The sequence below is a fragment of the Streptacidiphilus jeojiensis genome, assembly GCF_042510965.1.
GTDB lineage: Bacteria > Actinomycetota > Actinomycetes > Streptomycetales > Streptomycetaceae > Streptacidiphilus > Streptacidiphilus jeojiensis.
Genome location: NZ_JBEUKS010000001.1, coordinates 557059 through 577623 on the forward strand (window position 1 = coordinate 557059; position 20565 = coordinate 577623).

At 72.1% G+C, this 20565-nt stretch carries 24 protein-coding genes; 8 read left to right on the top strand and 16 right to left on the bottom strand.

Features of this window, described 5'->3' with window-relative positions:
• Window positions 1-29 precede the first annotated feature (29 nt).
• Both ABUW04_RS02475 and ABUW04_RS02480 read right to left on the bottom strand, forming a co-directional pair.
• Window positions 30-701: a GNAT family N-acetyltransferase gene (locus ABUW04_RS02475; protein ID WP_380562215.1), complete on the bottom strand. Its 672-nt coding sequence runs from the start codon at window positions 699-701 to the stop codon at window positions 30-32.
• Window positions 702-758: 57 nt separating this feature from the next.
• Entirely contained in the window at window positions 759-1235 is a 477-nt protein-coding gene (locus tag ABUW04_RS02480) for an RrF2 family transcriptional regulator (protein ID WP_030256626.1), read from the bottom strand.
• Between the two features lie 116 nt (window positions 1236-1351).
• Here ABUW04_RS02480 and ABUW04_RS02485 point away from each other — a divergent pair, with 116 nt between their 5' ends.
• Complete coding sequence (locus ABUW04_RS02485; RefSeq protein ID WP_380562217.1) at window positions 1352-2080, top strand: SDR family oxidoreductase; 729 nt, start codon at window positions 1352-1354, stop codon at window positions 2078-2080.
• A gap of 37 nt (window positions 2081-2117) precedes the next feature.
• On the opposite strand, the gene ABUW04_RS02490 is transcribed toward ABUW04_RS02485, so the two are convergent.
• A complete protein-coding gene (locus tag ABUW04_RS02490; protein WP_380562219.1) occupies window positions 2118-2480 on the bottom strand; it encodes a DoxX family protein in 363 nt (120 codons plus the stop codon).
• A complete protein-coding gene (locus tag ABUW04_RS02495; RefSeq protein ID WP_380562221.1) occupies window positions 2477-2992 on the bottom strand; it encodes a cupin domain-containing protein in 516 nt (171 codons plus the stop codon). The genes ABUW04_RS02490 and ABUW04_RS02495 overlap by 4 nt, the downstream gene beginning before the upstream one ends.
• An 80-nt stretch (window positions 2993-3072) precedes the next feature.
• Between ABUW04_RS02495 and ABUW04_RS02500 the strand changes: the two genes are divergently transcribed.
• From ABUW04_RS02500 to ABUW04_RS02510, 3 genes are all read left to right on the top strand, one after another.
• Entirely contained in the window at window positions 3073-3924 is an 852-nt protein-coding gene (locus tag ABUW04_RS02500; RefSeq protein ID WP_380562223.1) for a LysR family transcriptional regulator, read from the top strand.
• A gap of 138 nt (window positions 3925-4062) precedes the next feature.
• On the top strand, window positions 4063-5511 hold the full coding sequence (locus ABUW04_RS02505; RefSeq protein ID WP_380562225.1) for an MFS transporter: 1449 nt from the start codon (window positions 4063-4065) through the stop codon (window positions 5509-5511).
• A 156-nt stretch (window positions 5512-5667) separates the two neighbouring features.
• Window positions 5668-6183, top strand: a complete 516-nt coding sequence (locus ABUW04_RS02510; RefSeq protein WP_380562227.1) for a MarR family winged helix-turn-helix transcriptional regulator — start codon at window positions 5668-5670, stop codon at window positions 6181-6183.
• Between the two features lie 48 nt (window positions 6184-6231).
• Here ABUW04_RS02510 and ABUW04_RS02515 read toward each other — a convergent pair whose 3' ends face one another.
• From ABUW04_RS02515 to ABUW04_RS02545, 7 genes are all read right to left on the bottom strand, one after another.
• A complete protein-coding gene (locus ABUW04_RS02515) occupies window positions 6232-7497 on the bottom strand; it encodes a cytochrome P450 (RefSeq protein WP_380562229.1) in 1266 nt (421 codons plus the stop codon).
• Window positions 7494-8831: a hypothetical protein gene (locus ABUW04_RS02520; RefSeq protein WP_030256646.1), complete on the bottom strand. Its 1338-nt coding sequence runs from the start codon at window positions 8829-8831 to the stop codon at window positions 7494-7496. Before ABUW04_RS02520 ends, ABUW04_RS02515 begins: the two co-directional genes overlap by 4 nt.
• Window positions 8832-8875: 44 nt before the next feature.
• Complete coding sequence (locus ABUW04_RS02525; protein WP_380562231.1) at window positions 8876-10180, bottom strand: glutamine synthetase family protein; 1305 nt, start codon at window positions 10178-10180, stop codon at window positions 8876-8878.
• Window positions 10177-11646, bottom strand: a complete 1470-nt coding sequence (locus ABUW04_RS02530) for an APC family permease (RefSeq protein WP_380562233.1) — start codon at window positions 11644-11646, stop codon at window positions 10177-10179. Before ABUW04_RS02530 ends, ABUW04_RS02525 begins: the two co-directional genes overlap by 4 nt.
• A gap of 187 nt (window positions 11647-11833) precedes the next feature.
• On the bottom strand, window positions 11834-11929 hold the full coding sequence (locus tag ABUW04_RS02535) for a putative leader peptide (RefSeq protein WP_380562235.1): 96 nt from the start codon (window positions 11927-11929) through the stop codon (window positions 11834-11836).
• A 110-nt stretch (window positions 11930-12039) separates the two neighbouring features.
• Window positions 12040-12990 carry an Lrp/AsnC family transcriptional regulator gene (locus ABUW04_RS02540; protein WP_030256653.1) on the bottom strand — a complete coding sequence of 317 codons (951 nt, stop codon included), beginning with the start codon at window positions 12988-12990 and terminating at the stop codon, window positions 12040-12042.
• 61 nt (window positions 12991-13051) lie between these two features.
• Window positions 13052-13519: an Rrf2 family transcriptional regulator gene (locus ABUW04_RS02545; RefSeq protein ID WP_380562237.1), complete on the bottom strand. Its 468-nt coding sequence runs from the start codon at window positions 13517-13519 to the stop codon at window positions 13052-13054.
• 97 nt (window positions 13520-13616) lie between these two features.
• Between ABUW04_RS02545 and ABUW04_RS02550 the strand changes: the two genes are divergently transcribed.
• Window positions 13617-14261, top strand: coding sequence for an NAD(P)-dependent oxidoreductase (locus tag ABUW04_RS02550; RefSeq protein WP_030256659.1), 645 nt, complete (start codon window positions 13617-13619; stop codon window positions 14259-14261).
• A 100-nt stretch (window positions 14262-14361) separates the two neighbouring features.
• On the opposite strand, the gene ABUW04_RS02555 is transcribed toward ABUW04_RS02550, so the two are convergent.
• Window positions 14362-14859: a MarR family winged helix-turn-helix transcriptional regulator gene (locus tag ABUW04_RS02555; protein ID WP_380562239.1), complete on the bottom strand. Its 498-nt coding sequence runs from the start codon at window positions 14857-14859 to the stop codon at window positions 14362-14364.
• Window positions 14860-14953: 94 nt separating this feature from the next.
• Between ABUW04_RS02555 and ABUW04_RS02560 the strand changes: the two genes are divergently transcribed.
• Window positions 14954-15598 carry an NADPH-dependent FMN reductase gene (locus ABUW04_RS02560; protein WP_380562241.1) on the top strand — a complete coding sequence of 215 codons (645 nt, stop codon included), beginning with the start codon at window positions 14954-14956 and terminating at the stop codon, window positions 15596-15598.
• A 73-nt stretch (window positions 15599-15671) separates the two neighbouring features.
• Here ABUW04_RS02560 and ABUW04_RS02565 read toward each other — a convergent pair whose 3' ends face one another.
• Both ABUW04_RS02565 and ABUW04_RS02570 read right to left on the bottom strand, forming a co-directional pair.
• A complete protein-coding gene (locus ABUW04_RS02565; RefSeq protein ID WP_380562243.1) occupies window positions 15672-16160 on the bottom strand; it encodes a beta-class carbonic anhydrase in 489 nt (162 codons plus the stop codon).
• Between the two features lie 328 nt (window positions 16161-16488).
• Window positions 16489-17250 (bottom strand): helix-turn-helix domain-containing protein, encoded by a 762-nt coding sequence (locus tag ABUW04_RS02570; protein ID WP_380562245.1) that lies wholly within the window; start codon window positions 17248-17250, stop codon window positions 16489-16491.
• A gap of 168 nt (window positions 17251-17418) precedes the next feature.
• On the opposite strand from ABUW04_RS02570, the gene ABUW04_RS02575 reads away from it, so the two are divergent.
• Together ABUW04_RS02575 and ABUW04_RS02580 are read left to right on the top strand one after the other, a co-directional pair.
• Window positions 17419-17763, top strand: a complete 345-nt coding sequence (locus ABUW04_RS02575; protein WP_380562247.1) for a hypothetical protein — start codon at window positions 17419-17421, stop codon at window positions 17761-17763.
• Between the two features lie 342 nt (window positions 17764-18105).
• Window positions 18106-19029 (top strand): NAD-dependent protein deacetylase, encoded by a 924-nt coding sequence (locus ABUW04_RS02580; protein WP_380562249.1) that lies wholly within the window; start codon window positions 18106-18108, stop codon window positions 19027-19029.
• Here the strand turns inward: ABUW04_RS02580 and ABUW04_RS02585 are convergent.
• Together ABUW04_RS02585 and ABUW04_RS02590 are read right to left on the bottom strand one after the other, a co-directional pair.
• Window positions 19026-19625: a GNAT family N-acetyltransferase gene (locus ABUW04_RS02585; protein WP_380562252.1), complete on the bottom strand. Its 600-nt coding sequence runs from the start codon at window positions 19623-19625 to the stop codon at window positions 19026-19028. The two genes, ABUW04_RS02580 and ABUW04_RS02585, sit on opposite strands and share 4 nt — an antisense overlap.
• A 129-nt stretch (window positions 19626-19754) precedes the next feature.
• Window positions 19755-20489 (bottom strand): SDR family NAD(P)-dependent oxidoreductase, encoded by a 735-nt coding sequence (locus tag ABUW04_RS02590; RefSeq protein WP_030256684.1) that lies wholly within the window; start codon window positions 20487-20489, stop codon window positions 19755-19757.
• Between the last annotated feature and the right edge of the window lie 76 nt (window positions 20490-20565).

Sequence of the window (20565 nt, forward strand, 5' to 3'; positions counted from 1 at the left end):
GATGTCCGTCAGCGGCTAGTCCCTCCCCGTCAGCGCACCGACTCGATTCCAAGGACGGGCAGGCAGTCGTCGACGCCGACGAGGTCGATGTCGTCGCGGCGGTGCTCGATCCACTGCTCGCGGGTCAGCCGCCAGCGGTTCAGCTCCGCCGGCTCGCCGCGCCTGGTGGCCCAGTTGGCGCCGTTCGGCGTGTACCCCACCGCTGCGGAGACACGGTTGGAGGCCGTGTTGTCGATGAACGCCTCGCTATTGGCCTCACGGGCTCCCAGTCCCGCGAAGGCCAGGTGCAGCACCGCCTGCCGCATCTCCTTGCCCAGACCGGCGCCCCGCACGTCGGGGTCGAGCCAGGAGAAGGTGCAGACCGTTCCGAACGCGGCGAAGTCGGTGCCGATCAGATCCTGGATGCCCACCGGTTCGCCGTCGACGACCACGACGAAGTAGAGCCGCCAGAAGCCGGCGCCGACACGGCCCCGGCCGGCCCACACGCCCCGCAGCCAGGCCCACTCGCGTTCCGGCCCGTCCTGGTAGAGGGACATCGGGTCGTCGAAGGGCCACGGGGGTTCCGTGGCGATGCCCTTGCGGACGGCCGGGATCAGGTGTTCCAGCAGCTCGTCCGTCGCTCCCAGCAGGGCCAGCCGGGGTGTGTGCACCTGCACGTTCAACGGCGGATAGGCGGAGGGAGTCGCGGCGGTCGTCAGCACGGGGGTCACCCTAGAGGGGCCCGGGACGGCCTGCACCGGATTTTCGCCCCGACGCCCTCAGGCCTCCGGCGTGGTCAGCCACCCGCCGATGCGGGACATCGCGAGGGGACCGGAGGCGGAGGCGACGTCCTGGACCAGATCAGCGATCGAGATGGCGCGGAGCGCCTCTCGCCAGGCCGCGTCCGCCCCGGACATCGCGCGGGAGATCGGGCAGGGTGCGTCGCAGGCCTCGGGCGGGGTGGCCAGCGGGCCCCGCTGGCGGATCTCGGTGCAGATGAAGGCCTGGCTGGGGCCGTCGACCGCCTCGACCACGTCGAGGACGGTGATCGAGGCGGGCTCCCGGGTGAGGACGTAACCGCCCGCCTTGCCCTGGACCGACCGCACCAGCCCGGCCCGGGACAGCGCCTGAAGCTGCTTGGCCAGGTAGCTCGCTGACACATCGTGCAGTTCCGCCAGCTTGGTCGCGGGCACGGGCTCTTCGACCGACGTGAGCACAACGCAGCAGTGCAGGGCCCACTCGACTCCGCCGGACATCTTCACACGATCACTCTACCCCGCTTGACTCGGACAACTCTTGTCCGTGTATATTCTCGGATAGAACGTGTCCGAGTTAGGCGCGGACGCACTCTGAAGAGAGATGAGGACATGCCATGAAGTTCGCAGTCATCGGCGGCACCGGGCTGATCGGGTCGCAGGTCGTCAGGATTCTGAATGCCGCCGGGCACCAGGCGGTACCGCACTCGCAGTCCACCGGGGTCGACGTCATCAGCGGCAAGGGGCTGGACCAGGCGGTGACCGGGGCCGACGTCGTCGTCAACCTGACCAACTCCCCCACCTTCGACGAAGCCTCCCCGGCCTTCTTCCAGACCTCGATGGACAACCTGCTCGCCGCGGCCCACAAGGGCGGCGTCGGCCACGTCGTCATCCTCTCCATCGTCGGCACGGACCAGGTGCCCGAGCTCGACTACTACCGGGCCAAGGCGCTGCAGGAGGCCGTCCTCGCGGCCGGGCCGATCCCCTACTCGATCGTCAGGGCCACGCAGTTCATGGAGTTCATCGACGCCGTCCTGTCCTGGACCGCCGACGGCGACACCGTCCGGCTGCCCGCGACACCCATCCAGCCGATCGCCTCCAAGGACGTGGCCGACGCGGTGGCGCAGGTCGCCGCGGGCGCCCCGCTCAACGGCATTCGCAACATCGCCGGCCCCGAGGTCTTCGCCCTGGACGAGCTGGGCCGGATCACCCTGTCCCACAAGGGCGACAACCGAACCGTCGTCACCGACCCCACCGCCGGCATGTTCGCCGTCGTCAAGGGCGACGTCCTCACCGACAAGGACGCCCACCTCGCCCCCACCCGCTACACCGACTGGCTCTCCTGAGCCTGAACCGCGCCGCGGACGCCGTCCGTGGTCGGGTTCACGTCCATGTCGTGGACAGCCAGACGGTCACGAGCGCGACCAGCAGCAGGACGAGGTTGAGGGTCACCTGGCGGTCGCCCAGGCGCAGGTGGACCCTGGTCGCGCCGATCTGCAGGACGACGAATCCGACGGCCGCGGCCAGGGCCAGCACGGGCGCGATTCCGGTCAGCGGCGGCAGGACCAGCCCGATCGCGCCGAGCACCTCGACCGTCCCGATGGCCCGTACCGCCGGCATCGGGGCGGTGTCCACCCAGGCCATCATCGGCAGGAGTTGTTCACGGCTCCGCACCAGCTTCAGTCCGCCCGCGTAGAGGTAGAAGAGGGCCAGCAGGCCGGCGACGATCCAGTAGGCGACGTTCACGATTCCCCTCGAGGGCTGAATTCGGTGGCGGGCTCGGTGGCGTAACGGCTCATCACCTGGATGTTCGCCTGCGGGGTGAGCGCCTGACCGCCGGCGATCATGTCCTGCAGGTCCCGGAAGTACTGCACGTACCGGTCCGGGGTGAAGGTGCTGAGCATGACGGCCGGCTGGTCGGTGATGTTGGCAAAGGTGTGCGGGGCTCCGGGCGGCACCATCACCAGCGTTCCCGCCGTCGCGTCGTGGTCCTGGTCGCCGACGGTGAACCGCACCGCGCCGGAGATGACGTAGAAGCCCTCGTCGTGCTGGGCGTGCCGGTGCTGCGGTGGTCCGGGCGTGTGCGGGGCGAGCACGGACTCGGCGAGTCCGAGGCGGTGGCCGGTGTTGCTGCCGTCCTCCAGGATCCGCAGGCGCGTGGCGCCCAGGACGATCGTCTCCCCGTCCTCCGGACCGACCACCGACACGGCCGCGCCCGGCCCCGGCGTCGACCCGCTGGTCTTCCATTCCTCAGTCATGCCCCGATTCCACCGCCGGGGCACCACCGCCGTCCAAGACCTGTTCTGTGACCTCAATACCCTGCGGGTATCGTGAGCACATGGAGCTACGCACGCTGCGCTACTTCGTGGCCGTCGCCGAGGAACTCCACTTCGGCCGGGCCGCCTCCCGGCTGCACATGAGCCAGCCGCCGCTGAGCCGGGCGATCCAGCAGCTGGAGAGCCGGCTCGGCGCCAAACTGCTGGACCGCTCCTCCGCCGGCGTCACCCTGACCCCCGCGGGAGCGGTACTGCTCGACGAGGCACGCGCCCTGCTCGACCAGGCCGACAGACTGCTCGCCCGGGTGGCCGCGGAGGCGGGCGCCGCGGTCATCACCGTCGGCATCCTGGGCGACAGCAGCGACCCGGGTGCCACCCGGCTCGCCGCCGCCTACCGACGACAGCACCCCGAGGTGGAGGTCCGCATCCGCGAGGCCGACCTGGCCGACCCCACCTGCGGCCTGCACGCCGGGCTGGTCGACGTCGCACTGACCCGCGCGCCGTTCGACGAGACCGGCCTGACGGTGCGTCGGCTGCGCGCCGACCCGGTCGGGGCGCTGCTGCGCGCCGACGACCCGCTGGCCGGACGGGACGCGCTGAAGCTGTCGGACCTGGCCGACCGGCACTGGTTCCGGTTCCCGCCGGCCACCGATCCCGCCTGGCAGTCGTACTGGAACGGCGGCCAGGACCGCACCGGCCCGGTGGTGCGCGTGGTGCAGGAGTGCCAGCAGGCCGTCCTGTGGAACGGCACGGTCGGCATGACCCTGCTGGGCCACGAGCCCGCCGAGGGGCTCACCGTGGTGCCGCTGGTCGACATGGAGCCGAGCCACGCGGTGGTCGCCTGGAACGAGGGCGACAGCAACCCGCTGCTCCGCTCCTTCGTCCGGATCGCCGCCGCGGCCTACCGCGGCTGAGCATCCCCGCCCGGTCCGACGAGGGCCTCATCGATTCAGTTTGACAATCGAGATACCTCCCTGCAGTCTTAATTTAGCTTGATGAACGAGAGACATGGTCATCGAGCAGCATTATAGACAAGATACTTGGGAGGCCTCATGGCCAGCAGGACCGCCGGGGCCCCGCCCGTCCCGGCAACGACATCCGCGGCGCACCCGAAGCGCTGGGCTGCAGCGATCGTCATGATCGTCGCCGCGCTGATGGACATGATCGACGGATCGATCGTCAACACCGCGCTGCCCTCGATCGGCCGCAGCCTGCACGCCGACGCCGCGCAGCTCCAGTGGACGGTCTCGGCCTACATGCTCGGCTTCGCCTCGGCACTGATCATCGCCGGGCACCTGGGCGACCGGTACGGCCGCAAGCCCCTGTTCCTGGGCGGGGTCGCCCTGTTCGCGCTGGCCAGCCTCGCCAGCGCGACGGCATCCGGCGCCGGACTGCTCATCGGCGCCCGCGCGGTGCAGGGAGTGGCCGCAGCGATCCTGATGCCGCAGGTCCTGGCCTCCTTCCGGACCCTGTTCGACGAGCAGGAGCGCGGCAAGGTCTTCGCCATCTACGGGGCGATGGCCGGCCTGGCAGTCGCCGCCGGCGTCCTGCTCGGCGGGGTACTGACCGACTGGAACCTGTTCGGCTGGGGCTGGCGCACCATCTTCGCCGTCAACATCCCGGTCGCCCTGGCCGTCCTGGCGCTGGGCTCCTCCTGGATCCCCAACACCCAGGAGCGCCTGCGCGGACGCATCGACGTGCTCGGCAACCTGGTCCTGGCCGCCTCGCTGGTCGCCATCGTGCTGCCACTGGTCCAGGGACGCGACAACGGCTGGCCGCTGTGGGGCTGGCTGCTGCTCGCCGCGGGCGTCCTCGCCCTGGTCGGCCTGAGCGCGGTCGAGGCCCGGCGAGGCATCGAGCACCCGCTGCTTCCCGCGGCCCTGTTCCGCAAGCCCGCCTTCAGTGCCGGCCTGCTGGTCCAACTGGTCTTCTACGGCGGCATGTCCGGCTTCATGCTCGCCTTCACCATCTGGCTGCAGACCGGCCAGGGCTACACCCCGGTCCAGGCCGGCGTGCTGATGGTCGCCTTCTCCGGCGGCACCATCCTGTCCGCGCCGATGGTCGACGGCCTGGTGGCCAAGCTCGGCCGCACCGTCCTGGCGCTCGGCGGCCTGGTGATGGCCGGAGGCTTCGCCGGGGTCCACTTCGCCACCCAGCACGCCCAGGCCCACCACACCGGCGCCTGGCTGCTGGTGCCCGGACTGGTCGTCGCCGGTATCGGCCTGGGCCTGCTGATCATCCCGCTGGTCAACATCGTGCTCTCCGCCGTCCCGGAGCAGCTGGCCGGTGGCGCCTCGGGCATCTTCTCCACCGCACAGCAGTTCGGCGGCGCCCTGGGCGTGGCCGTCATCGGCAACGTCTTCTTCTCCCGCGCCGGGCACGGCCTGACGGACGCCATCGGCCACGCCGGCCTGTGGGCGATCGCCGCCTACCTGCTGTGCGCCGCCCTGTGCTTCGCCCTGCCCCGAAGGGCCGCGGCGGGCCACTCCCCCGGGGCGTGACCGACACCCGCTGAAGCCGCCTGCGCGGCACCCCGGCCCTGCCGGGCGGACCAGGGCCACGGCCCGGCGCGCCGCCCGGCAGGGCCCGCGGGGTCCCACCACCGCTGCGCTATCTTGATGAGCGAGCTAGGAGACTGTGAAGGGACCACGCGCGTCATGACCACCGCCGGCCAGGAACCGCCCCAGCACCGACTGGGCGAGGCCACCCGCGCCTACCAGGCGGCCGTCGACGACTTCGACCGTGAGCTCGCCCACCACTTCGGTGTCAACGAGACCGATCTGCGCTGCCTGGAGATCCTGCTCCAGGAGCTGCCCGAGGCCAGTCCCAGTCAGCTCGCCGACCGGCTCGGCCTGACCACCGGCAGCACCACGGCCCTGCTGGACCGCCTGGAGAGGGCGGGCTACCTCGCCCGCCGGCCCCACCCCACCGACCGGCGCAAGAGCATCGTCCGCGCCACCCCCACGTTCCAGCAGAGCGCCTACGCCGTGATGGCGCCCCTGGTCGACGAAGGCCACCGGATGATCGCCGACGCCTTCACCCCCGACCAGATCGCCACCATCGCCGACTTCCTGCAGCGGGCCACCGAGCTCCAGCAGCGGCACGTCCAGCAGTTGCGCTCGTTGCCCCGCATGCGCGGCAACGAGCGGGCCGGCGACCCGACCTCCCGCTGAGGCGGCGGACGAGCGGGCGGAGCACGGGCTCGATCCTCAGACCGGTGATCACTCCACCAGCACCGGGAGGCTCTTGAGGCCGTTGGTGAAGTTGGAGTGGACCCGCCGGGCCGGGCCGTTGCCGCGCAGCGTCACCCCCCGGGCCACCAGTTCCTCCAGGACCACGCGGATCTCGGTGCGGGCCAGGTGCTCGCCCAGGCAGCGGTGCGGTCCGCCGCGGCCGAAGGCGATCTGGGGGTTGGGGTCGCGGGTGACGTCGAAGCGGTAGGGGTCGGTGAAGACCTCCTCGTCGCGGTTGGCCGAGGTGTACCAGACGACCACCTTGTCGCCGGCCCGGATACGGCGTCCGCGCAGCTCGGTGTCGCGGGTGGCGGTGCGTCGGAAGTGGTGCAGCGGGGTGGTCCAGCGCAGCACTTCCTCCACGGCCAGGTCCAGGTCGGCGCCGTCGAGCAGCAGCTGCCACTGGTCGGGGTGCTCGACGAAGGCCTGGATGCCCAGGGACAGCGCCGAGCGGGTGGTCTCGTTCCCGGCCACCAGCAGCAGCAGGAACATGGCCTGGAACTCCCGCTCGTCCAGCGGGAGTCCGTCGATCCGGGCGGCGGCGAGGCGGGAGAGCACGTCCTCGGCGGGCCGGTCGCGGCGTGCGGCGCGCAGCCGGGAGGCGTACTCGTGCATCTGCAGGGCGGCCGGGCTGCGGAAGGGCAGCAGGCGGTAGCGCTCGCTGTCGGCGCTGTCGGGCAGGACGTCGGTCAGTTCCGGGTCGGTGTTGGCGATGAGCCGGTCGCTGAGCTCGACCATCAGCGCCTCGTCCGCGGCGGGTACGCCCAGCATCCGGCACAGCACCCGGATCGGCACGGCGGTGGCCAGGTGCTCGACCGCGTCGAAGCCGCCCAGGGCCAGTGCCCGGTCCAGCAGTGGGCGCACCAGGGAGCGGATCTCCTGCTCGTGGCGCTGGGCCTGACGCCGGGTGAAGTCGGCGACCAGGGTCCGGCGCAGGGCGGTGTGCCGGGGCGGGTCGGTGTCGAGCATGGACTTGCGGGCGGCGAGTGCGTCCGGTTCCAGGTCCTCCAGGGCGGTGGCCCCGGTCTCCGAGGAGAAGGTGGCGGTGTCGCGGGAGACGGCCACCACGTCGTGGTACTTGACGACGGCCCAGAAGCCCGGTCCGTCCGGTTCGGGGTGCCGGTGCACCGGGTCGTGACGGCGCAGCAGGTCGAAGTCGGCGTAGGGGACGGCCTGTCCGTAGCGGTCGTTGTCGATCAGGTCGACCACCGGCACGGGGGCGGGTGGGGTGTCGGGGCGGGCGGAGGCGGTCACCGGTGCCACCGGTCCAGGTGGGTGCGGATGTGCTCGGGCAGGGCCTGGGCCGGGTAGTAGTGGTCGTAGAAGTCGGTGTCCAGGTGGTGCGCCTGGTACCAGACGGTGGTCAGGAACGGGTCGATGGTCGCGGGGAAGCGGCCGTAGTGGTCCCAGACGTAGCGGACCCAGGTCTTGACCGCGGCCACGGCCTCCTCGGAGGGGCGCGGGATGCGTGAGACCAGCCCCGGGTCGGTCCACGGGGTGGCGACCTGCCCGCTGAAGGTGCCCCGGGGGCCCCAGCGCAGGTCCACCACGAAGTCGACGGCGTCCTCGATGGTGTCGTGGTAGGGCGGCACCGCTCCCTCGAACAGCCCGTCCAGGCCGACGGGGATCTCCTCGCCCGCTCCGATCGGCGCCCAGTCGGGTACCCGGTGGAAGCGGAAGCCCAGGCCGCCGGCCGGGCCCTGGCCGCCGATGGCGTGCCACTGGCGTTCGCCGCCCATGGTGACCCGGCCCTTGCCGCCGTTGAACGGGTGTCCGCCCAGGCCCAGTGTCTGAGTGGCCGTCATCAGGTTGGCGATCACCAGCCCGGACTCTACGCCGTTGGCGTCCACCATCTGCCAGCGTTCGAAGTCGGCCAGGTCCACCGGGTGGGTGTCGTCCAGCAGCCCGGACTGGACGAAGGGGCGCAGCGGTTCGTTGCCCAGCCGCTCGTCGACCAGGTAGTAGCCGTGCGGGCGGTCGAAGTAGAGCAGCAGGGCGGAGATGCACTGGCGGGTCAGGTCGGAGACCGGGATGAACACGGTGGTGCCCGGCAGGTTGATGTTCTGCCGGTTGAAGGCGAACAGGTTGGGGCGGCGGCGCGGGATGTCCAGCCGGCCCTGGGCCAGCCGGACCGCGGCACCGTGCTCGGCCCGGTGCTCGTCCGGGGTCTGGCCCTGCACGTAGGCGTGCGGGCGGGTGTCGCGGCGGGGCAGGAAGAAGGTGCCCTGGTCGTTGGTCCAGAACACTTCGGTGGAGTGGTTGGCCAGTGGGCTCGGGTAGGTGCGGCCGGTGAAGCTGGCCAGCTTGTCGCCGCCGGTGGCGGCTCCCTGGGCGTCCAGGAAGGACCACTCCTCGCGGACCACTCCGGTCACCCCTGAGGCCGCGGCGACGAGCACGGCCTCCTCCTGCGGGCTGAGCGGCACCGGCTGGTGCCGGGACTGGTGGGCCAGGGGTCCGGTCAGGGTGCCGCCGAGCGGGAAGCGGCGGGCGCGGCGGCCGAAGAGGGCCTGCAGGGCGGGGTAGCGGGCGGCCTGGGCGAGCAGGTCGTTGTCGTGCGCGGGCTGGGGCGGGGTCTCGGCGTGGTTCACGGTCGGCTCTCGGTTCGGTGCACAGATGGGGTACTGAGGGCGGGTCAGGCGTGGCGGAGGTAGCGGTCGGTCTCCCAGCCGGTGACCTGACTGGTGTAGGCCTGCCACTCCGAGGCCGCGAGCACGGCGTGGTCGTGGACGGCGTCACGGCCGAGGACCTCGGCCAGGCGCTCGTCGGCGCGGGCGGCGGTCACCGCCTCGGCGAGGGTGGCCGGCAGGGCCGCGGTGGGATCCCGGGGGTCGGGTGGTTCCAGTCCGTCCTCCAGTCCGACGGCCACCGCGCCGAGCGCTGCGGCCAGGGCGAGGTAGGGGTTGGCGTCGGCGGCCGGGGTGCGCAGTTCGATCCGGGAGGCGGCCGGCGTCTCCAGCAGCGAGCGGACGGCCACCCGGCGGTCGTCGCCGCCCCAGTCGGCGCGGACCGGGGCGAAGCCGCCTGGCTCGTAGCGCTTGTAGGAGTTGACGGTGGGTGCGCCGAACAGGGTCAGGCCCGGCAGGTGGCGCACCAGTCCGCCGATGGCCGCTCGGGCGGCCTTGCTCTCCCTCCCCTCCTCGGGGGCGAAGGCCGGGGTGCCGTCCCGCCACAGCGACAGGTGGATGTGCGCGGAGCTTCCGGAGTGGCCGTTGAACGGCTTGGCCATGAAGGTGGCCAGCAGTCCCTGACGGCGCGCCAGTTCCTTGACCGCGTAGCGCAGCCGGAAGGCGTCGTCCGCCGCGGTCAGCGCCTCCTGGTGGGCGAGGTTCAGTTCGACCTGGCCGGGGCCGTACTCGGTGAGCACCCCCTCCACCGGGACGAAGCCGGTCAGCTCGCCGGTGAACCGGCCCAGTAGCGGGTCGAGTTCGTTGGCCAGCTCCAGCGAGTAGGCGTGCAGGCCGTCCTGGAGCGGGGAACCGTCCGCCCGCAGCAGGTAGAACTCCAGCTCCAGGGCGGCGCGCGCGGTGTAGCCGAGACCCGCCAGCCGGTCCAGGACGCGCCGCAGCACGGCCCGCGGCGAGGTCCGGGCGGGCTCGCCGTGGTGGTCGACGATGTCCGCGATGACCTGTCCGGCCCCGGGGCGCCAGGGCAGCGGTCGGTAGGTCGCCGGGTCGGGCACCGCGTAGGCGTCCGGGTAGCCGCCGGCCGGGTCGCCCAGCAACGCGGCCTCCTGGACCTCGCCGACCGCGTTCCAGGCCAGCGACCCGTCGCAGAAGGCGAAGCCGCGCCCGGCGGCCGGGCCCTGGTAGCGGGCGGCCGGCACCCGCTTGCCCTGGGCCCGCCCGTAGGGGTCGGCCCAGGCGACCTCGATCTCGTGGACGGTTCCCTCGGCGAGGGCTTCGGCCAGTGTGCGGTCGCTGCGCTGACGGTCCGTCATCGGGCCGGCACCTCCTCGGTAGCGGCGGCGGTCGCGGTCGCGGCAGTGTCCTCGACCAGGCTGCCGAGTTGCCGGGCGCGGGCCGGGTCGCGGCGGTGCAGCAGCCCGTACCCGGCCAGGCCGGCCAGGACCACCCCGGCGAAGACGTAGGGCAGCAGGTTGACCGGCCAGGCCGGGACGGGCACCAGGTTCTTGTAGGTGACGTAGAGGATGACGGGCACCGCCAGTGCGGCGGCCAGTGTCGGTCCCGGCGTCAGCAGGCCGCGCCGGTGCAGGTAGCGGGGCAGCGCGAGGGCCGCCAGCAGGTAGGCGAGCAGGTAGCCGAAGGTGCCGAAGGCCGCGGTCCAGGCGTAGACGGACAGCTCCGCGCCGCCCGCCGCGATCAGCCCGATCGGCAGCGCCCCGGAGACGGCGGCCAGCAGGTAGATGCCGGTGTGCGGGGTGCGGTGGCGCGGGTGCACCCGGCCCAGGAAGCCGGGCAGCACGCCTTCGCGGCTGAGGCTGTAGACGCTGCGCGCGGCGGCGTTGATGCTGGCGGAGCCGCAGGCCACGGCGGAGACCACGATGCCGAGGTTGAGCACGGGCGACAGCCAGCCCACCCCGGCGGCCTTGGTCAGCTCGTTCAGGGGTGCGGCGGAGGAGGCCAGCTTGGCCGTCGCGTCGAAGCCGAGGACCTGGATGTAGGTGCTGATCAGGTAGAGGACCCCGGCGCCCAGGACGGTGCCCAGGATGGCGCGCGGGATGCTGCGGTGGGGGTTGCGCGCCTCAGCGCCCAGGGAGCCCGCCGACTCGAAGCCCACGAAGATCGCCACGGCCAGGACCGCGCCGAGCATGATGCTGTTGAGGCTCGCGCCCCTGGCGGTGAGCTGGTCCGTGTCGAAGTGCAGGCCGTAGTGGGTGACGGTGGCGATCAGGGCGATCAGGATGACCGCCAGCGAGACGGCCTCCAGCAGGATGCCGACCCGCGCGGACAGCCGTACGCCGCGGACCGGCAGTACGGCGGCGGGCACCGTCACCGCGACCAGCAGCGCCAGCTGGGCGGCGGTGCCGGTGGCGGCGATGCCCGCCGATCCGAGCAGTGCGCCGAGGTAGACGGCCGCGCCCACCAGGCAGGCGGCGGCGATGCCGACGTATCCGACGACGATGCCCCAGCCGGTGGCGAAGGCGGGTCCGCGGCCCAGGCCGAGCGCGACATAGCTGTAGAGCGAGCCGGCGCCGACGGCCCGCCGGGCGAACTGGGCCACCACGTAGGCGACGAGCAGGGCTATCGCGGTGCCGATCAGCACCGACCACAGCGCCCCTGAGCCGGCCGTGAGGTAGACGGCGGGGATGGTGCCGCCGATGGCGATGCTGGGGCCGGTCGCGGCCAGGGACTGGCCGAAGGTCTCCAGGGCGGACAGCGCGTCCTTGGCCAGGGAGCCGGAGGGCGCTGCGGAGGGGTGTCGGGCAGGTCTGTTCTCGGGCATGGGGATGCCTTTCGGATGAGCCGCAGCAGCGGCGCCCGCTCCGGCGGAGGCGGGAGCGGGCAGCACCGGGCAGGGGGCGGCCGGGCAGGGCGAAGCAGGGAGGGGTGACCGCGGGGGGTCGGCGGCGCCCGCGCCGGAGAGCCGGACGCGCGGGGGCGGGAGGAGTTCCGGTGGAGCCGGGGTCAGCTCAGCGCAGGGCTGACAGCTGGGGCTGACAGCAGGCGCTCGCGACGCGACAGAGGTCGACCTCGCGGCGGGCGGTCAGCACGGAACGGTTCTCCACACCGGTGATGCTACGAACCCGCGCGTCGGCACGTCAACGCAGCGGGTGAAACATATCGCCATCTGAGATCAACCCAAGAACCAAGTAGCCAAAGATCTGTTCTGCATGAACTATCTGGACAGGCCGCCGCGCTTGAGCGAACCCAGCACGAGACTGGGGCTCACCCGGTCCACCTCCTGCAGCCACGCGCTCTCGGTCAGGAAGGCGTGCAGCTCCCGCCGGGAGCGGTGGGTGGTGTTGACCAGCAGGTCGAACTCCCCCATCAGCGCCGCCGCATAACGCACCATCGGCTCCCCCAGCAGCCGGCGGGCCGTACGCTCCTGCGCTCCCGGGCGGGTCCGCACCCACAGCAGCGACTCCACCGGCAGTCCCAGCGGGCCCGGCGCCACCACGGCCCGGATCGCCACCCGCGCGCTCGCGATCAGCTGCTCGACCCGGCGTCGTGCGGTCGCCTTGGACACCCCGGCGATCGCGGCCAGCTCCTCGTGCGTCAACCGGCCGTCCCGGGCCAGTGCCCGCAGGATCGCCAGCTCGTCCGCGGACTGCTCGCCCTCGGGCGGGGTCGGCCCCTGCACCGGGGCCGGCTCGGTGTCCAGCAGCGCGGCCTGCTCGTCCGCGAGCGGGAAGGGCCGCCACTCGCGAGCCGTGCGGTAGTAGCGCAGCACCGGCACCAGTTCGTGCCCCAGCGCCCCGGGCAGCTGCGGCAGTTCGTCCAGCGCCAGCGCCTCCAGCCGCTCGGCGGGGCACTGCAGTTCGGCGACGCAGTCCGCCACGCCCGCCACTGTGCAGGCGAAGACCACGTCCTCGCGGCCGGCCAGCGCCGCCGCCGCCCGTCGCGCGGCCCCGGGGGCGCACCGCAGCCGCACCACCGCGGTCTCCGCGAAGTTCTCCAGCCCCACGACCCGCACCACCCCGGTCTCCAGCAGGCGGGTCCCGCGGCGCGCCACGGTTCGCTCGCTCTGTCCCAACGCCTGGGCCACCGCCCGCCAGGAGGCGCGCCCGTTGATCTGCAGGGCGGCGATGACGCGCAGGTCCAGCGGGTCGAGAGCGGGGTGAATCATGCGCCCAGTACATCAGACGCCGCCCAGGGGCACGGCGCCTCGTTCGCGGCGGTGCGGCCGGTCAGCGGGCGGCGGTCGCCGGTGCGGTTGCCACGGCCGCGGTTGCCGCGGGCGCGGTTTCGGCGCCGAGGACGTCGGCGACCGTGGTGCGGGCGAGTTCGTCCAGCAGGGCTTCGCGGGCGCGGCGGTCCAGGGCGTGCAGGTTGTGGTGCACGCGCTGGCCGACCTCGCAGTCGGGGGCGGGGGCGTGCACGCCCAGGACCGGGTCCTCGCCGTTGACGGCGAGCCAGATCAGGGACAGGTCTATTTCGGCGGGCTCGCGTTCGAGCATCCAGCCGCCGTGCGGTCCCGGCTGCGAGCGCACCAGCCCCGCCGCCCGCAGGCGGCCGAGGATGCGGCGCACATGGGCGGCGTTGGTCGCGGGGCTGCCGGCCAGGGACTGCGAGTCCTGCCAAGCACCGGGGGCGCCGGCCAGCAGGGTGAGCAGGTGGACGCCAACCGCGAACTGGGTGTTCGTGGGCTGGGCCATGCGCCCATCTTACGTCCGGTTGCGGAAATTCGTATCTACAGCTGTTACAGTCGAATCTGTCACTACGGCAGTTGCGAATTCACCGAGGGAGATCCCCATGGCAGTCATCACCGTCTTCGGTGCCACCGGCTACGCCGGCGGCCACATCACCGCCGAGGCCCTGGAGCGCGGGCACGAGGTCATCGCGGTCAACCGCTCCGGCTCCGCCGAGGCCCGTCCCGGCGTGACCCCGGTGGCCGGCTCCATCGCCGACGAGGGCCTGCTGCGGGAGCTGGCCGCCAAGTCCGACGTGCTGGTGGTCGCCGTGCACGGCAGCGCGGACGGCGAGCCGTTCCTGCTGCCCCTGGTCCCCTCACTGCTGGCCGCGGCGGCCGACGGCGGCGCGCGGATCGGCGTGGTCGGCGGCGCGGGCAGCCTGCACGTGGCCGAGGGCGGCCCGCGGCTGATCGACACCCCCGAGTTCCCCGACGCCTACAAGGCCGAGGCCTCCGCCCACGCCCAGGTGCTGGACGCACTGCGCGACTCCGGCACCGACGTGGACTGGTACTACGTCAGCCCGGCCGCCGAGTTCGGCGCCTGGGCCGCGGGCGAGCGCACCGGTTCCTTCCGTCTCGGCGGAGACGTGCTGCTCACCGACGCCGAGGGCAAGTCCTTCATCTCGGGCGCCGACTACGCCACCGCCTTCGTGGACGAGATCGACAAGCCAGCCCACCGCGGCTCCCGCTTCACGGTGGCCTACTGACCGACGCGTCGGGGCTGCGGCCCCGTCCGGCCGGACGGGGCCGACTCGGTGCGGCTGGCTCGGTGCGGCGGCGGACCTTGCGGGTGCGCCGCCCGCCGGCTCAGCGCTCCAACGGCTCCCCGTCGCAGGGGGACGTTCCGGCGCAGCTCGGCAGCCCGCCGCTCGGGGGCCGGTCGGCACCGACCGCCCGTTCCAGCAAATGGTGGAGCGTGGCCCGCTCCTCGGCAGTGAGGGTCCCCAGCACCTGGTCCTCGATCCGGTCGAGCAGTGCGTAAGTGGCGTCGAGTTCCGCCTCGCCGCCGGCCGACAGCTCCACGATGTGGCGGCGGCGGTCGGCCGGGTCGCGGCGGCGGACGGTGAGGCCGCGGTCCTCCAGTTCGTTGAGGAGTCCGACGACATTGCTCGGGTCCAGGCAGAGCAGCTCCCCGAGGGCCTGCTGGCTCACCGGGCCGTGCTCGCTCAGCAGCTTGAGCGTGACGACCTGCCGGGGCCGCAGGCCGGCCGGAACCAGGACCACCTCGGCGGCCCGCCGTCCGGCCCGCGCCAGGTGCTCGATCAGCGGCATGGACTGCGCGGCCCTGGCGTCTGTACTGGACATGCGCCAACCCTACAAGTCGCCAAAATGATTTCCTAGCACAAACGATTTGTGCAGTGATACGGTCGGCCCACCGCAACCACGTGGAGGTCGGCACATGCCCAAGCTGCACATCATCGTCGGAAGCACACGCCCGACCCGGGCCGTGGACCAGGTGTCCCCCTGGATCGTGGAGGCCGCCACCGCACACGGCGCCTTCGAGGTGGAGGTGCTGGACCTGCGCGACTGGCCGCTGCCGTTCTTCGCCGAACACTTCGGCACGATCGGGGACTTCAACGACCCCACCTACTCCGAGCCGCTGGTGAAGGCCTGGAACAACAAGATCAAGGAGGCCGACGCCTTCATCGTCGTCACCGGCGAGTACAACCACAGCCTCCCCGCCGTCCTCAAGAACGCCATCGACTCCGTGTGGATCTCCTTCGGGTTCCGCAACAAGCCGATCGCGGCAGTGGGCTACAGCGCCGGCATCGGCGCCGGGATCCGCGCGGTCGAGCACCTGGCCCAGATAGCCGTGGAGGCCGAGGCGGTGCCGCTGCGCAACACCGTGCTGATCCCCAAGGTCAACGAGGCGTTCGACAAGAACGGCCGACCGCTCGACCCGATCGCCGAGGTGAGCCTGGGCATCCTGCTCGACGACCTGGCCTGGTGGTCCGAGGCGCTGGCCAAGGCACGCAGCGCGGGCGAGCTGGTACCCGGCAACTTCCGCCTGCGGGCGGCGCTGACCGCCGCAGCGGAGGACTAGCAGCGCACCCGAGGGCAGCGCCGGTGCGGCGCGGCCCTCGGGACGGTCGGTGCGGCCGGACCCGGCGCCCGGGTCAGTGCACCTCGTTGAGCTTGCCGGTGGCCACGTCGAAGACGAATCCGCGGATGCGGTCCTTGTGGACGACGAAGGGGTCGGCCTGGATACGGGCGATGGACTGCCGGACGTCGGTGTCGAGGTCGGCAAACGCCTCGGCCGCCCAGGGCGGTCGGATGCCGGTGTCCTCCTGGACGGAGTCCTTGAAGGCGTCGTCGGTGAAGGTCAGCATGCCGCAGTCGGTGTGGTGGATGAGGATGATCTCCTCGGTGCCCAGCAGGCGCTGGCTGATGGCGAGCGAGCGGATCTCGTCCTGGGTGACCACGCCGCCGGCGTTGCGGATGACGTGCGCCTCGCCCTCGTTCAGCCCGAGGATCGCGTACACGTTCAGGCGAGCATCCATGCAGGCCACGACGGCCAGCCGCTTGGCGGGCGGCAGCGGCAGCGGCCCGGTGAAGGTCTCGACGTAGCGGGCGTTGTTGGCCAGGAGTTCATCGGTCACGGACATGTCGAACCTCGGTTCTCGGGGGCGGGCGAAAGCAGCGCGCACGGCGCGCGGAATTTCGGGGTTGCGGGCGTTCAGAAAGCCCGGCAACAGAGCCCGTCGAACACATGGTCACGACGCGACGGCCAGAACGGCGTCAACGTGGTGCCACAGGTCGTCATGCCGCCAGTGAACCGCCCTTGCCGCCGGCTGACAAGAAGACGTGTGTTCGGTCAGCCCACCCACCGCCCCGACCCACTCACCGTTCCTGTCGGACCGTCAACTGGACCCGGCCCTGAAGGACTCGGTTGGGAAATCCGTAAACCGCTGTCGCCCCCTGGATGCTCCACGGCTACTCCGGAGGACGGGCATACCTCTCCAACGCGGCCTTGCCCGTCCCGGCGTCCACGAAGGACAGCGTCCACGGCCCGGTGTTCACGTCGAACTCCTTGCCGAACCCGATCCACTTCCCGGCCATCCGGCGGCCCGTCGGCTCGATCAGCATCTGAATGGCACCGTGGTACCGGGCCCCGGCGTAGTAGCCCTCCGTCGCGGTCGTCTCGGTCCAGGTCCCGGTGGCCACGTTCCGGTCCACGGTGAGGTCCAGCGTCAGTGGGGAGTCCGGGTTGGAGGAGCCGCCGGGGATGGACCGGGCGGTCAGCCGGTTGCCGTGCTGGACCAGGACCACATAGTGCCTGCCCTCGAACACGGCGCCGCCGCGCCCGCTGCTGACGTACTCGTACCGGGAGAGCCAGACACCCGAATAGCCGGGCTGAGCGCCCGTCTGCGGCTGGCCCACCGGCGCCGGGGTCGCTCCCTCCTCCGGCTCCAGGTCGTGACCGCCGTGGCCGTCCTCGTTGACCCGGGCCATCGGCATAGGGAGCGCGAAGCCCAGGGACTCCACCGGCAGACCGGTGACACCCTCAAGTGCCCTGGCGTAGACCGGCCGTGGCGTGCGGCTGGTACCGGACTCCCAGCGCTGGACCAGCCGCTTGCTGGCGTCGTTGGGCTCGCCGGCGGCCTCCCCCGTGGTGCGGAGCGCCTTGGCGAAATCGTCCTGGGACATGCGCAGCCCGATCCGGACCGCGCGCAGGGTGTCATTCGGCGTCGTCATGAGGATCACGGTACGGCGAATCGACGCCCAATGACACCGGTTTGACGCCCCTTGGACGCCTAGACGGACGCCGCGCAACACAGCTTGACCGGGCCAACGTTGAGATCGATGATCCCGGCGACCGCGCGAACGGCCCCGGGAACGGCCGACGCCGGAAGGGGCGACGACATGACCGAGAGTACGGCCGCAGACCAGGCCACGACAGGGTTCGCGGAGACCGCGTGGGACCGGGAGTCGACGTGCTGGCGGGTCCGCGTCGGTGGTGAGCCGACGCGCGGTCAGCAGGGGCAGGCGCTGGCGTTCGGATCCTTCAACGAGGCGTACGACGCCGCGCAGCGGGTCAATGGGCGGCGGACGGCGCCGCCCCCGGCCTGCCCCGAGTGCAACCGGCTGCGCGAGCAGGCCCGTGCCGCCTTGCCGACCGGAGACCAGTCCCGGCTGGCCGACCTCCGGGTCCTCCAGGCACGACACTACGCCGACGCACATCCCGCCCCAGCGCACGCCAGAGCCTGACCGCCAATATCTCGAAGCCCGCCAGGACGTCTCCCCGGTGGGCCCCCCGGCCGGGTCGGTCGGAGCTGTAGACGCGTTCCACAGCCTCCCCGACTTCGCGTTGCTCCTGCCCCCAGCGTGACCTTCGCTGTCAGTGACCACGGGCATGCTGCTCCTCATGACACTACGGACACCGGGCAAGGTCCCCACCGAACCGTCGAGAGCCTGCCTGGACGCGGACGGGAGGAGCTTGTCGTTCCTCGACTTTGGCGGGTCGGGGCGTGTCTCAGAGGCGAATCCGACCGGCGGGGCAGCGATCGGGGTCCCGGCGGATGGGGTGGCCGCAGTCGTAAGCTGCCTGGTATGCGTACCCGTCCCATCATCGACTGGCCCCGCGACGGACAGCCCGCAGCCGCGGCGGGCGGTGCGGTCGGCGTCGGGCCTGAGCCCGCCGTTGCGCCTGCCGAGGGTCTGGCCCGGATCCGCGACCTGCTGGCCGGGGGCGGCGTGGCGGTGCTGAGCGGCGCCGGGCTGTCCACTGAGTCGGGTATCCCCGACTACCGCGGGGTGACCGGCAGCCTGCGCCGGCACACACCGATGACGTACCAGGAGTTCGTGTCCGACGAGGCGGGCCGCCGCCGATACTGGGCGCGCAGCCACGTCGGCTGGCAGACCATCGCCCGGGCCCGGCCGAACGCCGGCCACCGCGCGGTTCAGGCCCTGCGGGCGGGCGGTCACATCGGCGCGGTGATCACTCAGAACGTCGACGGCCTGCACCACGCAGCCGGCACCACCGACGCGGTGGAACTGCACGGGGGCCTGGACCGGGTGATCTGCCTGGGCTGCGGACAGCTCACCCGCCGCGAGGACCTGGACCGGCGCCTGCACGCGGCCAACGGCCGACTGGACGCGGCTTCGTCCGCGGTCAATCCCGACGGCGACGTCGAGCTGGCGCCGGAGCTGGTTGAGGCTTTCCAGGTGGTCCCCTGCCTGACCTGCGGCGGGGTCCTGAAACCGGACGTGGTGTTCTTCGGCGAGAACGTGCCCCGCGCCCGGGTCGACCACTGCTTCGACCTGATCGACGCCGCCCGTGCACTGTTGGTGCTCGGCTCCTCGCTGACGGTCATGTCCGGGCTGCGCTTCGTCCGCCGTGCGGCCAGGGCCGACCTGCCGGTGGCAATCGTCAACCACGGCCCGACCCGCGGCGACGAACACGCGAGCATCCGGGTGGACCTGCCCCTGGGCGAGGCGCTGACCACCCTGGCCCAGGAGCTCGACGCCTCCTAACCCCGCGCTAGGCGGTCGACGAGCCTGGCCTTCGCGGCGGCCCAGTCGTCCTGGTGCATGGCGTAGAGCAGAAGATCACGCGGGGTTCCGTCGTGCCTGACCAGAGCGGCCGGCAGGCGTGCCTGGAGTCGGGCGCCGACGCGGACGATCGCTTCCTGTGACCGGATGTTGCCCACGTCGATGCGCCATACGACGGCCGTGAACCCGAGCGTCTCGAAGGCGTGGGTCATCGTGAGTAGTTTGGTCTCGGTGTTCGCTGCGGTGCGCCACCACCTGCGTCCGAACCAGGTGCCGCCGATCTCCACCCGGTCATGGGGTTGGTTCCAGCTGTGCAGGTTCGTCGTGCCGATCGCCGTGTCCTGGTCCCGGCTCGTGACGGCGAAGGAGAGGCGCTTTCCCGCGTCGACCTCCTCAATGTGCTGGGAGACGATGGCCCGCAGTTCGTCCTCACTGTGTGGAGTGGGCCTGCTCAACCACCGCCAGACCTCGTCGTCGTCGCCGCCTGCCTGGAACAGGGCCGGGACGTGGTGCAGCGCCAGCGGTTCCAGGCGCACATGGTGCCCTTGGAGCACGGTCGGCGCAGGGAATGACGGCATGTCTTGACGCTACCGTGCGGCCACAACACCGGAGCGGACCTACATCCTCGCCGTCGCCGGCACCCCCGTGGAACTGTCCGGGGGCGCCGGCGGCCGGCGCGTTCCTTCCGCGCGGGACCTACCGATGTGTCAGGCGGCCGTTCGGCCGGCGTCGGCGGCGATGGTGGCGCCGGTGACGTAGGCGGCGCGGTCGGTGGCGAGGAAGAGGATCACCTCGGCGATCTCGCGCGGGGCGGCGACCCGGCCGAGCAGCGTGGTCTTCCCGATCTGCTGGGCGCCTTCCTCCCCCATGGTGGCGAGCACCATGTCGGTGCGGGTCGGACCGGGGGCGACGGTGTTCACCCGCACCCCGGCCGGGCTGAACTCGGCCGCCCAGGTGCGGGTCAGCGATTCGAGTGCGGCCTTCGTGGCGCTGTACACGGACAGTCCCGGCATCCCGATCCGGGCCGCCATCGTGCTGACGTTCACGATGCTGCCCGATCCCCTGGCGACCATGCCCGGGGCGAGGGCCGCGGTCAGGAAGTACGGGGCCCTGATGTTGGCCGCCAGGGAGGCGTCGAAGGTCTCGACGTCCTGGGCGACGGTGGGGGCCCCGGGGAAGATGGCGGCGTTGTTGACCAGGATGTCGACCGCCCCGGCCTCGGCGGCCAGGCGCCGCAGTGCGTCCAGGTCGGTGAGATCGGCGGCCACGAAGCGCGCCTTGCCGCCGTCCTGCGTGATCGTCCGGACGGTCGCGGCTCCGCGCTCGGCGTTGCGACCCGAGACGATCACGTCTGCGCCCGCGGCGGCCAGCAGCCGGGCCGCCTCAGCGCCGATACCGGCGGTCGAACCGGTCACCAAAGCGATCTTGCCGGTGAGTTCCATCTGCTCGTCCTTCCAGAGATCCGGCCGCAGTCTGCGCCCGGAGTGGGTTGCACGACCCAGACTGGTCGAACAAAAA

What these genes read in the sequence shown, in the direction of transcription:
- ABUW04_RS02545 (WP_380562237.1), bottom strand. Translation starts at nt 13,519, where the DNA reads ATGGCCCAGCCCACGAACACCCAGTTCGCGGTTGGCGTCCACCTGCTC.
- ABUW04_RS02525 (WP_380562231.1), bottom strand. Translation starts at nt 10,180, where the DNA reads ATGACGGACCGTCAGCGCAGCGACCGCACACTGGCCGAAGCCCTCGCC.
- ABUW04_RS02575 (WP_380562247.1), top strand. Translation starts at nt 17,419, where the DNA reads ATGACCGAGAGTACGGCCGCAGACCAGGCCACGACAGGGTTCGCGGAG.
- ABUW04_RS02590 (WP_030256684.1), bottom strand. Translation starts at nt 20,489, where the DNA reads ATGGAACTCACCGGCAAGATCGCTTTGGTGACCGGTTCGACCGCCGGT.
- ABUW04_RS02580 (WP_380562249.1), top strand. Translation starts at nt 18,106, where the DNA reads ATGCGTACCCGTCCCATCATCGACTGGCCCCGCGACGGACAGCCCGCA.
- ABUW04_RS02510 (WP_380562227.1), top strand. Translation starts at nt 5,668, where the DNA reads ATGACCACCGCCGGCCAGGAACCGCCCCAGCACCGACTGGGCGAGGCC.
- ABUW04_RS02485 (WP_380562217.1), top strand. Translation starts at nt 1,352, where the DNA reads ATGAAGTTCGCAGTCATCGGCGGCACCGGGCTGATCGGGTCGCAGGTC.
- ABUW04_RS02505 (WP_380562225.1), top strand. Translation starts at nt 4,063, where the DNA reads ATGGCCAGCAGGACCGCCGGGGCCCCGCCCGTCCCGGCAACGACATCC.
- ABUW04_RS02570 (WP_380562245.1), bottom strand. Translation starts at nt 17,250, where the DNA reads ATGACGACGCCGAATGACACCCTGCGCGCGGTCCGGATCGGGCTGCGC.
- ABUW04_RS02555 (WP_380562239.1), bottom strand. Translation starts at nt 14,859, where the DNA reads ATGTCCAGTACAGACGCCAGGGCCGCGCAGTCCATGCCGCTGATCGAG.
- ABUW04_RS02530 (WP_380562233.1), bottom strand. Translation starts at nt 11,646, where the DNA reads ATGCCCGAGAACAGACCTGCCCGACACCCCTCCGCAGCGCCCTCCGGC.
- ABUW04_RS02560 (WP_380562241.1), top strand. Translation starts at nt 14,954, where the DNA reads ATGCCCAAGCTGCACATCATCGTCGGAAGCACACGCCCGACCCGGGCC.
- ABUW04_RS02550 (WP_030256659.1), top strand. Translation starts at nt 13,617, where the DNA reads ATGGCAGTCATCACCGTCTTCGGTGCCACCGGCTACGCCGGCGGCCAC.
- ABUW04_RS02540 (WP_030256653.1), bottom strand. Translation starts at nt 12,990, where the DNA reads ATGATTCACCCCGCTCTCGACCCGCTGGACCTGCGCGTCATCGCCGCC.
- ABUW04_RS02565 (WP_380562243.1), bottom strand. Translation starts at nt 16,160, where the DNA reads ATGTCCGTGACCGATGAACTCCTGGCCAACAACGCCCGCTACGTCGAG.
- ABUW04_RS02495 (WP_380562221.1), bottom strand. Translation starts at nt 2,992, where the DNA reads ATGACTGAGGAATGGAAGACCAGCGGGTCGACGCCGGGGCCGGGCGCG.
- ABUW04_RS02500 (WP_380562223.1), top strand. Translation starts at nt 3,073, where the DNA reads ATGGAGCTACGCACGCTGCGCTACTTCGTGGCCGTCGCCGAGGAACTC.
- ABUW04_RS02480 (WP_030256626.1), bottom strand. Translation starts at nt 1,235, where the DNA reads ATGTCCGGCGGAGTCGAGTGGGCCCTGCACTGCTGCGTTGTGCTCACG.
- ABUW04_RS02585 (WP_380562252.1), bottom strand. Translation starts at nt 19,625, where the DNA reads ATGCCGTCATTCCCTGCGCCGACCGTGCTCCAAGGGCACCATGTGCGC.